Origin of the sequence: Staphylococcus pseudoxylosus (assembly GCF_003697915.1) — a bacterium.
Taxonomy (GTDB): domain Bacteria; phylum Bacillota; class Bacilli; order Staphylococcales; family Staphylococcaceae; genus Staphylococcus; species Staphylococcus pseudoxylosus.
This window is the reverse complement of the sequence record NZ_RCVN01000037.1, coordinates 1-1,157: the sequence shown is the minus strand read 5'-3', so window position 1 is coordinate 1,157 and position 1,157 is coordinate 1. Positions and strand designations below refer to the sequence as shown.

Below are 1,157 nucleotides of genomic sequence, written 5' to 3'. Positions count from 1 at the left end.
AGTATTTTGTAGAAAAATCTGATATAGCTTCTAATTGTTTAGTTAAAAAAATAACTGAAATTACTGAAGTTATCGCTTGACAATTTAAAAGAAGTTTAATATAATAGTATATATAAAAAATTAAGGAGAATTAAGATGATTAAATTATTTAACAAGAAGCCTAAAGATAAATATAAGAGAGCTGTAGCTTTTAGTTTGAAAGGTTTAGGTAAACAAATTAGTGCTTTAGAAAATAAAGGTTTTGAACGTGTGGGAGATATTCAAACAATTGTAATGAACGGAACAAGTTCAGGTTATGAGCAACTAATGGTTAAGAAAGTAGATAAATAAAATGACAAATGAAGAATTATATGAAAGAATTACTAGCGTACTAGAGGAACAAGGTATCGCAATGAATCAATTTGAGTTAAAAGTTAAATCTGAAACAGGTAAATATCCTAACCTAAGAATAACTAAATCACGCTTGAGCTTGCCAAATACCGTAGCATTCCCTTATCTTACTATGTTTTTAAATGATGATGAAATGCACGAGCTTACACTTAAAAAAATTGATAGCGTAGGAAACAACGGAGAAGCGTTTGACTTACTAGATGAGATATTGTCTAGTTTAGAACCAAGCAAAGAATATCTATATAAGCAACGATTGAAGCGTAAAATGCAAAGGGAGGCAATGAGATAATATTACACAAGTACACAAGGAAGATTAATAGTTCAAAATATCCACGGTCAACAGCTAGAAAGATCGCTAATGACTTGAACAAGAATGACCCTTTTAATAATTATCTAGTGAGCCTTGAGCTTGGCTCTAAAAGGTATATTATTGAAAAATTTGAAATTAGAGGTATGAATAGATGAAACGTTTTTACGTAGAGGAAGACGACAATGGCAAAGAGATTAAGCGAAAACTTACAACTTTTGCTAATGATGATTTAACACAGCTTTCAGATGATGAGCTAGAAACATTATATTATGAATCATCTGCTCAATTTTTAGCTAAAGCAATGCACTTTATGAAGATTGAGAACGAACTATTTTCAAGAAAGAATGTAATTGTAAGTGATGAAATTCTAATAAATGTCGGCAATAATATTATTGAAGCTATCAATCAGGTAAGCAATTGATGCGCAAAAAGGAGAGCAATTATCTTTATTTTAACA

At 30.1% G+C, this 1,157-nt stretch carries 4 protein-coding genes; all 4 read left to right on the top strand.

All coding sequences use genetic code 11. The features are described 5' to 3' along the window. Positions 1–135 precede the first annotated feature (135 nt). The 4 genes from D9V42_RS14620 to D9V42_RS14605 are packed head-to-tail and all read left to right on the top strand — an operon-like array spanning position 136 to position 1,121. Entirely contained in the window at positions 136–330 is a 195-nt protein-coding gene (locus D9V42_RS14620; RefSeq protein ID WP_036853165.1) for a hypothetical protein, read from the top strand. Between the two features lies 1 nt (position 331). Continuing rightward, positions 332–679, top strand: a complete 348-nt coding sequence (locus tag D9V42_RS14615) for a DUF7339 family protein (protein ID WP_122065544.1) — start codon at positions 332–334, stop codon at positions 677–679. Then, the gene (locus tag D9V42_RS15710) at positions 676–855 is read left to right on the top strand and encodes a DUF7228 family protein (RefSeq protein ID WP_043626189.1); all 180 of its coding nucleotides are present in this window, start codon (positions 676–678) and stop codon (positions 853–855) included. The genes D9V42_RS14615 and D9V42_RS15710 overlap by 4 nt, the downstream gene beginning before the upstream one ends. Next, positions 852–1,121, top strand: coding sequence for a hypothetical protein (locus tag D9V42_RS14605; protein ID WP_036853163.1), 270 nt, complete (start codon positions 852–854; stop codon positions 1,119–1,121). Before D9V42_RS15710 ends, D9V42_RS14605 begins: the two co-directional genes overlap by 4 nt. Positions 1,122–1,157: the final 36 nt, after the last annotated feature.

What these genes read in the sequence shown, in the direction of transcription:
- D9V42_RS14615 (WP_122065544.1), top strand. Translation starts at nt 332, where the DNA reads ATGACAAATGAAGAATTATATGAAAGAATTACTAGCGTACTAGAGGAA.
- D9V42_RS14620 (WP_036853165.1), top strand. Translation starts at nt 136, where the DNA reads ATGATTAAATTATTTAACAAGAAGCCTAAAGATAAATATAAGAGAGCT.
- D9V42_RS14605 (WP_036853163.1), top strand. Translation starts at nt 852, where the DNA reads ATGAAACGTTTTTACGTAGAGGAAGACGACAATGGCAAAGAGATTAAG.